The organism is Thiohalocapsa sp. (genome assembly GCF_019695415.1).
In the GTDB taxonomy this organism is placed as follows: domain Bacteria; phylum Pseudomonadota; class Gammaproteobacteria; order Chromatiales; family Chromatiaceae; genus Thiohalocapsa.
Genome location: NZ_JAIFKJ010000214.1, coordinates 1 through 7181, shown reverse-complemented (window position 1 = coordinate 7181; position 7181 = coordinate 1). Strand labels below are relative to the sequence as shown.

Annotated in this window: 8 protein-coding genes and 1 riboswitch; all 8 genes read left to right on the top strand. The window is 67.0% G+C overall.

Features of this window, described 5'->3' with window-relative positions; all coding sequences use genetic code 11:
- Window positions 1–285: 285 nt before the first annotated feature.
- Window positions 286–397: riboswitch (glycine riboswitch) on the top strand.
- A 200-nt stretch (window positions 398–597) separates the two neighbouring features.
- The gene (gene gcvT, locus I6U14_RS06115; RefSeq protein ID WP_296897732.1) at window positions 598–1707 is read left to right on the top strand and encodes a glycine cleavage system aminomethyltransferase GcvT; all 1110 of its coding nucleotides are present in this window, start codon (window positions 598–600) and stop codon (window positions 1705–1707) included.
- Between the two features lie 90 nt (window positions 1708–1797).
- Window positions 1798–2190, top strand: coding sequence for a glycine cleavage system protein GcvH (gene gcvH / locus I6U14_RS06110; protein WP_296897731.1), 393 nt, complete (start codon window positions 1798–1800; stop codon window positions 2188–2190).
- Window positions 2191–2456: 266 nt separating this feature from the next.
- A complete protein-coding gene (gene gcvPA, locus I6U14_RS06105; RefSeq protein ID WP_296897730.1) occupies window positions 2457–3851 on the top strand; it encodes an aminomethyl-transferring glycine dehydrogenase subunit GcvPA in 1395 nt (464 codons plus the stop codon).
- 59 nt (window positions 3852–3910) lie between these two features.
- Complete coding sequence (tpx, locus tag I6U14_RS06100) at window positions 3911–4408, top strand: thiol peroxidase (RefSeq protein ID WP_296897727.1); 498 nt, start codon at window positions 3911–3913, stop codon at window positions 4406–4408.
- Between the two features lie 121 nt (window positions 4409–4529).
- Complete coding sequence (gene gcvPB, locus I6U14_RS06095) at window positions 4530–6005, top strand: aminomethyl-transferring glycine dehydrogenase subunit GcvPB (protein ID WP_296897733.1); 1476 nt, start codon at window positions 4530–4532, stop codon at window positions 6003–6005.
- Window positions 6006–6042: 37 nt separating this feature from the next.
- A complete protein-coding gene (locus tag I6U14_RS06090; RefSeq protein WP_296897725.1) occupies window positions 6043–6267 on the top strand; it encodes a hypothetical protein in 225 nt (74 codons plus the stop codon).
- A 30-nt stretch (window positions 6268–6297) separates the two neighbouring features.
- Window positions 6298–6669: a diacylglycerol kinase gene (locus tag I6U14_RS06085; protein ID WP_296897722.1), complete on the top strand. Its 372-nt coding sequence runs from the start codon at window positions 6298–6300 to the stop codon at window positions 6667–6669.
- A gap of 71 nt (window positions 6670–6740) precedes the next feature.
- The gene (locus tag I6U14_RS06080; RefSeq protein ID WP_296897720.1) at window positions 6741–6974 is read left to right on the top strand and encodes a type II toxin-antitoxin system Phd/YefM family antitoxin; all 234 of its coding nucleotides are present in this window, start codon (window positions 6741–6743) and stop codon (window positions 6972–6974) included.
- Window positions 6975–7181 lie beyond the last annotated feature (207 nt).

Genomic DNA, 7181 nt, shown 5'->3' with positions numbered 1-7181 from the left:
TGTCTCGTGCTCGTGCGTAGATTTGTCATGTTGTGTCTTTAGTTTGTTTTTTTTTTTACAGAAGAAGGCGGCATAGCGGTTTCGCCTTGTTCTCGGGGGCTCGGAGATTTGTATAAGCGACAGCCCCGGTGGGAGCGGCCTCCGGCCGCGACAGCAGCCGCCCAGCCGAAGTCGCGGCAAGAATGCCGCTCCCACAGGGGCGGCCGCGTTCGCATAGTCCCGACGAATAACGGCGAGCGCGTCACTTGGCATGGCCGGGCGCGGCGTTTATAGTCAGGGCTCGGTTTCGGAGCCGCGGGAGAGACCGGCAGCGCGAGGCAGTATCGCCCGCACATCGCCGGCGCCGAAGGCGCAACACCGCCCGGAATCGCTCAGGCAAAAGGACCGCGGCACCACGCACCGACTCTGGAGAGCGGCCGGCGCAGGCGACATCGCCGCCGGCCCACCGACGGGGCAGCAGTGGACCTTGGGCTCTAAAGCCCGGGTCTCTGCAAACTCTCAGGTCCAGGACAGAGGGGCGGCGCGCAGGTGCAGGCACCCGCGCGCCACGGCTTGTCCAACCGCCGGCACTGGGCCGGCAAGACCCGGGAGGCCCGCATGGGTTCCAGAACACCCCTCTACGATGCCCATGTCGCCCTCGGGGCCAAGATGGTGCCCTTCGGCGGCTGGGACATGCCGCTGCACTATGGCTCGCAGCTCGATGAGCACCATGCGGTGCGACGCAACGCCGGCGTCTTCGATGTCTCGCACATGCAGCCGGTGGACGTCACGGGTCCGGCCGCGACACCCTATCTGCAGACCCTGCTCGCCAACGACGTCAACAAGCTCGTCCAATCAGGCGACGGGCCAGGCCGCGCGCTCTACAGCTGCATGCTGAACGAGCGCGCCGGCGTCGTCGACGACCTGATTTGCTACTACCTCGGCCCGCAACGCTATCGCCCGGTGGTGAACGCCGCGACGGCGGACAAGGACCTCGCCTGGATGCAGGGGCATACCGCGGGCTTCGACGTGACCGTCACCCGCCGTGACGACCTCGCGATGCTCGCGGTGCAAGGCCCGAGCGCCCGAAGTCTGGCGGAGCCGCTGCTGCCTGCGTCCATCCGCGCTGCGGCCATGGCACTCAAGCCCTTCCACGCAGCGGAGGGGGATGGCTGGCTCGTGGGCCGAACCGGCTACACGGGCGAGGACGGCTTCGAGATCATCCTGCCCGCTGCCGATGTCGGCGATCTTTGGCAGGGTCTCGTGGGCGCCGGCGCCGCGCCCTGCGGCCTCGGCGCCCGCGACACACTGCGGCTGGAGGCCGGCATGAACCTCTACGGCCAAGACATGGACGAAGACACGGACCCGCTGGCGGCCGGCCTCGGCTGGACCGTCGCTTGGCAGCCCGCCGAGCGCAATTTCATCGGCCGCAGGGCGCTTGAGGCGCGCCGCGAGGCACCGGACGCACCGCGCTTTGTCGGGCTGCTGCTGGAGGGCCGCGGCGTGCTGCGGGCGCATCAGGCGGTGCTGGTCGACGGCGCGCCCGCCGGCGAGATCACCTCCGGCGGCCTCTCCCCGCCGCCCGAGCGCTCCCTCGCGCTCACCCGGGTGACACCGGCGGCAGCAGACGCCCCGGCCACGGGGGCGGATACGCGCGGCCAGGCGGGCCGAGGCCGGGCGGGCACGCCCCCATTCGTGCGCAACGGGCAGCCCAAGATCACGCTCTGAATCGTCTTCCCATCGGCGTCCGGACCCGCCGGCCGGCGCGAACCTCTACCCTCGACATCCACCAGCAACGGAGCTTTCCGGGAGCAAGCCATGAGCGATATGCCCGCTGACCTCAAGTACACCGAGAGCCACGAATGGGTGCGCGACAACGGCGACGGCACCGTCACCGTCGGCATCACCGACCATGCGCAGGACGCCCTGGGCGACCTGGTGTTTGTGGAGCTACCCGAGGTGGGCAAGACCTTCGCCGCCAAGGATGCTTGCGCCGTGGTTGAATCGGTGAAAGCGGCGTCCGATATCTACGCACCACTGGCTGGCGAAGTGGTCAGCGTCAACGAAGCCCTCGACGGCGCGCCGGAGACCATCAACTCAGACCCCTATGGCGAGGGCTGGATCTTCCAGCTCAAGCTCGCGGGGGATAACCCCGCCGAAGGTCTGCTCGACGCCGACGCTTATCAGCAGGTTGTCGACGAAGAGGGCTAAGGAGATGCTGATTTATTGGGCTTCCTGCCCAAAAATCAGACGGAGCCGGAAAACGCGGTTTCCCGGCTCCTTCATTTTCAGCGACTTACGTCGCCGAAAATGGCGGGGCGTCCTGCCCCGCACGGGAAGCGCCAATAAATCAGCGCTTCCCTAAGCAGACGCCGATCAACCGGCGGTTCCCTGGCGTTTCCTGCCGCTGGCCCGATGCGGGTCGGCGGCGGGGGCGATGATCACCACAGCGACGACCAAACAGCGACTCGAACATCATGCCGTTCATTCCCCACACCGAGTCCGACGTGGCCGAGATGCTCGCGGTCATTGGCGCCGACAGCATTGACGACCTGTTCGACGAAATCCCCCGGGAGCTGCGGGCCAAGGGCCTGGACGGCATACCCGCCGGCCTGTCCGAGATGGAAGTGTCGCGGCTGATGCAGAGCCGCGCGCGCGCCGATGGGCAGCCGCTCTGCTTCATCGGCGCCGGCGCCTACGAGCATCACATCCCCGCAGCCGTCTGGCAGATCACCACCCGCGGCGAGTTCTACAGCGCCTACACGCCCTATCAGGCGGAGGCGAGCCAGGGCACGCTGCAGGTGCTCTACGAATTCCAGTCCATGATGACGGCGCTCACCGGCATGGATGTCTCCAATGCCTCCCTCTACGACGGTGCCTCGGCGCTGGCGGAGGCGGTGCTGATGGCGGTGCGGGCCAACCGCAAGTCCAAGAGCAAGCGCGTGCTGATGCCGCGCAACCTGCACCCCTCCTATCGCCGCACCTGCAAGGGACTGGTGGGCAATCAGGGCATCGAGCTGGTGGAGGTCGACTTCGAGCGCGAGACCGGCAAGACACCGGTGGCCGCATTGGAGGCCGCCGCCGCTGACGGCGAATGCGCGGCGGTGGTGCTGCCGCAGCCCAATTTCTTTGGGGCGCTGGAGGATGTGGATGCCGTCACCGACTGGGCGCATCAGCGCAATATGCTGGTCATCGGCGTGGTCAACCCGGTGGCCTTGGCGCTGCTGACGCCGCCTGGGGACTGGGGCGAGACGGGTGCGGACATTGCCTGTGGCGAAGGCCAGCCGCTCGGCATGCCGCTCGCCTCCGGCGGGCCGTATCTCGGTTTTCTCACCTGTAAGCAGGATTTCGTGCGCCAGCTGCCGGGGCGCATCGCCGGCAAAACGCTGGATGCCGACGGCAAGGTGGGCTACACGCTCACGCTGCAGGCCCGGGAGCAGCACATCCGCCGCTCCAAGGCGACGTCCAACATCTGCACCAACCAGGGCCTGCTGGTGACTGCCGCCACCATCCACATGGCCATCCTCGGCGCCGAGGGCTTGGAGCGCGTCGCGGCAGCCTGCCACGCCAACACCCGCCGGCTGACGGCACTGCTGTGCGAGATCCCGGGCGTGGAGCCGTTGTTCGACGGGCCCGTGTTCCACGAGCAGGCGCTGCGGCTGCCAGCACCCACCGCAGACGTGCTCAGCGCCCTGGCGGCGCACGACATCCTCGGCGGCTTCGACCTCGGCGCGGAGTACCCCGAGCTGGACCCGGCGCTGTTGGTGTGCGCCACCGAGATGCGCACGGAGGAAGACATGATCATCTTCCGCGATAAGCTTGCAAACGCGTTACGAGGGGCGAGGGGCGAGGGGCGAGGAAATACAGCCTGACGCGACCCTCGATACTCGAAACTCGAACCTCGATACGCTTATTGAACGGAGCTCTTCTCATGGCCCAAACCGCACTCCAAGGCAACCCCGTCAACCTCGCCGGCGAGCTACCTGCCGTCGGCAGCCCGGCGCCGGACTTCAAGCTGGTCGACAAGGATCTCGGCGACAAGACTTTGGCCGACTTCGCCGGCAAGAAGGTGCTGCTGAACATCGTGCCGAGCCTGGACACACCGGTCTGTGCCACATCTACGCGAAAATTCAACGAATCCTTCGCTGACCGCAACGACGCCGTCTGCCTGGTGGTCTCCGCAGATCTGCCTTTCGCGATGGGCCGCTTCTGCACCACGGAGGGCATCGATAACGTGCACCCGCTGTCGATGATGCGCTCAAGGAACTTCGGCAAGGATTACGGCGTGCTCATCGAGGACGGCCCGCTCGCCGGTATCACCGCGCGTGCCATTGTGGTGCTGGATACCGACGGCACAGTCATCTACACGCAGCTGGTGCCGGAGATCGGCGAAGAGCCTGATTACGACGCGGCGCTGAAGGCGCTTTGATAAGAGAGGGCTGCGGGCTAAGGGCTGAGGACCAACGCTGCGCCGCGCTCGCTGCCCCGCCCTCAGCCCTCAGCCCTGTTCCGCTAAGACCCACCGGAACAGCGCGCCCGCCTCTCAGAACCTGACGGAGTCCCGCATGCTGATTCAAGAGCAATCCCGTCCCGGCCGCCCGGCCACTGCGCAAGCCCCGCTGGAGATGGCCGATGTGTCGGACCTGCCGGCCGGCTTGCGCCGTCAGTCCCGCGCGGCGCTGCCGGAGGTCTCGGAGCTGCAGGCGGTACGTCACTACACGCGCTTGTCACAGCAGAACTTCGCCATCGACACGAACTTCTATCCGCTCGGCTCCTGCACGATGAAGTACAACCCGCGGGCCTGCAACAGCCTGGCCTCGCTGCCCGGCTTCCTCGCCCGCCACCCTGCAGCGCCGGAGAGCCACAGTCAGGGCATCATGGCCTGCCTGCATGAGCTTCAGGACATGCTGAAGATCGTCACCGGCATGCACGCGGTGTCGCTGGCGCCCGCCGCCGGCGCCCAGGGGGAGCTGGCCGGGGTGATGATGATCCGCGCCTACCACGACGCCCGCGGCGACCACGATCGGCGCGAGATCCTGGTGCCGGACGCCGCCCACGGCACCAACCCGGCGTCCGCCATCATGGCAGGCTTTACGGTGCGCGAGATACCCACCGGCAGCAACGGCGACGTGGACATCGCCGCGCTGCGCGACGCCGTGGGCCCGCACACCGCGGGCATCATGCTCACCAACCCGAGCACCGTCGGCGTGTTCGACCGCAACATCCAGGCCATCGCCGAGACGGTGCATGAGGCCGGCGGCCTGCTCTACTACGACGGCGCCAACCTGAACGCCATCCTGGGCAAAGTCCGGCCCGGCGACATGGGCTTCGACGTCATCCACATGAACCTGCACAAGACCTTCTCGACGCCTCACGGCGGCGGCGGTCCGGGTGCGGGCCCGGTGGGCGTGTCCAAGCGCCTGGAGCCCTATCTGCCGGTGCCCTTGGTGGTGAAGGACGGCGACGCCTACCACTGGCAGGTTGAGCAGGACCGCCCCGAGTCCATCGGCCGCATGACCGCCTTCGGCGGCAACATGGGCATTCTGCTGCGGGCCTACATCTACGCCCGGCTGCTGGGCGCTGAGGGCATGCGCCGCGTCTCGGAGTACGCCACGCTGAACGCCAATTATCTGCTGGCGCGCCTGAAGGAAGCCGGCTTCACCGCCGCCTACCCCGAGCGTCGGGCCAGCCACGAGTTCATCGTGACACTCAAAAAGGAGGCCAAGGAGTACGGCACCAATGCCATGGACTTCGCCAAGCGGCTGCTGGACTACGGCTTCCATGCACCGACAACGTACTTCCCGCTGCTGGTGCCCGAATGCCTGCTGGTGGAGCCCACGGAGACCGAGCCCAAGGAGGCCCTGGACGGCTTCGTCGATGCCATGACCAAGATCCGCGCCGAGGCACAGGAGAACCCGGACACCCTCAAGCAGGCCCCCTACAGCCTGCCGGTGCGCCGGCTGGACGATGTGCGCGCCGCCCGGCAGCTGGATCTGGCCTGGAAGCCGGCGCAGGCGGAGGATTGAGCGGACGCGCCCACTGACCCGCCCGCGGGGGAATCCAATGGCCAACGACGTCGACAACCTGGTGCTCGAGCAGCTGCGGGTAATCCGTCCCGATATCGCGGAGCTGAAACGCCACGCGGCATCGACAAACGTCCAGCTCGCCAGCATGGGCCCGCAGATCGGTGCCTTGACGACAGCCGTCTGCGGCGGTCGTTCGGATATCGAAGAGCTGCGCCGCCGTTTGGACCGGGTGGAGCGTCGCTTGGAGCTGGCTGACGATTAGGTGGGCCGATTCCCCGGCCGCAGCAGCACGATGGCCCACCGTCACGTCCACGGCTGGAAGCGCGTCATCTACGCCTTCGGCTATTCGATGAAGGGCCTCAAGGCCTGCTACGAGGGAGAAGAGGCGTTCCGCCAAGAGCTGCTGGTGCTGATTCCGCTGCTGCCCTTGGGGGTCTGGCTCGGAGAATCGCCAGTGGAGCGGGCGATGCTGGTCGGCAGCCTGCTGCTGGTGCCCATCGTCGAGCTGCTGAACTCCGCCATCGAGGCGAATGTGGACCGGATCGGCTCCGAGCGCCACGAGCTCTCGGCCCGGGCCAAGGACATCGCGTCCGCCGCGGTATTCACGAGCATTCTCTTCGCCGCGGTGATCTGGCTGCTCATTCTGGTGCCGAAGTGGCTGTGACGCGCGCCTCTTTGCCGCATCCGGCCCGCGCGGCTAGACTTTCGCCTGGACTAAGTCCGCTGGAGCCGTCCATGAGCGAGATCGTCAACGTCCACGAGGCCAAGACCCACTTCTCCAGACTGCTGGAGCGCGCGCATCAGGGTGAGGAGATCATCGTCGCCAAGGCAGGCAAGCCCTACGCAAGGCTCATGCCCTTGGGCGAAACTCCGCCTGCGCGCCGCCCCGGCGGACTCAGTGGTCGCGTGGATGATGCCTTCTTAGAGCCGCTGCCCGATGCTGAGCTCGACGCCTGGGGACAGGGTTGATCCCAGAAAGAGCAGTTGACCGCTCCGGAATACAGGCAAATGCCCGTGCTTGTTGTGATTCAGAAGGCCTCGGCGCGTCACCCACAGGGTGAACGGCGCTACGGCCGCCATGGCACGCCCCGCGCGGCGGCCAGCTGCGTTACAACTCGTTGGCCACTGATCACCCGCGACTCGGCATTCGCGCTTTTCGGTATCGAAACGCTCTGG

Coding starts and splice junctions, on each gene's coding strand:
- gcvT (WP_296897732.1), top strand. CDS start 598: ATGGGTTCCAGAACACCCCTCTACGATGCCCATGTCGCCCTCGGGGCC.
- gcvH (WP_296897731.1), top strand. CDS start 1,798: ATGAGCGATATGCCCGCTGACCTCAAGTACACCGAGAGCCACGAATGG.
- gcvPA (WP_296897730.1), top strand. CDS start 2,457: ATGCCGTTCATTCCCCACACCGAGTCCGACGTGGCCGAGATGCTCGCG.
- tpx (WP_296897727.1), top strand. CDS start 3,911: ATGGCCCAAACCGCACTCCAAGGCAACCCCGTCAACCTCGCCGGCGAG.
- I6U14_RS06090 (WP_296897725.1), top strand. CDS start 6,043: ATGGCCAACGACGTCGACAACCTGGTGCTCGAGCAGCTGCGGGTAATC.
- I6U14_RS06085 (WP_296897722.1), top strand. CDS start 6,298: ATGGCCCACCGTCACGTCCACGGCTGGAAGCGCGTCATCTACGCCTTC.
- I6U14_RS06080 (WP_296897720.1), top strand. CDS start 6,741: ATGAGCGAGATCGTCAACGTCCACGAGGCCAAGACCCACTTCTCCAGA.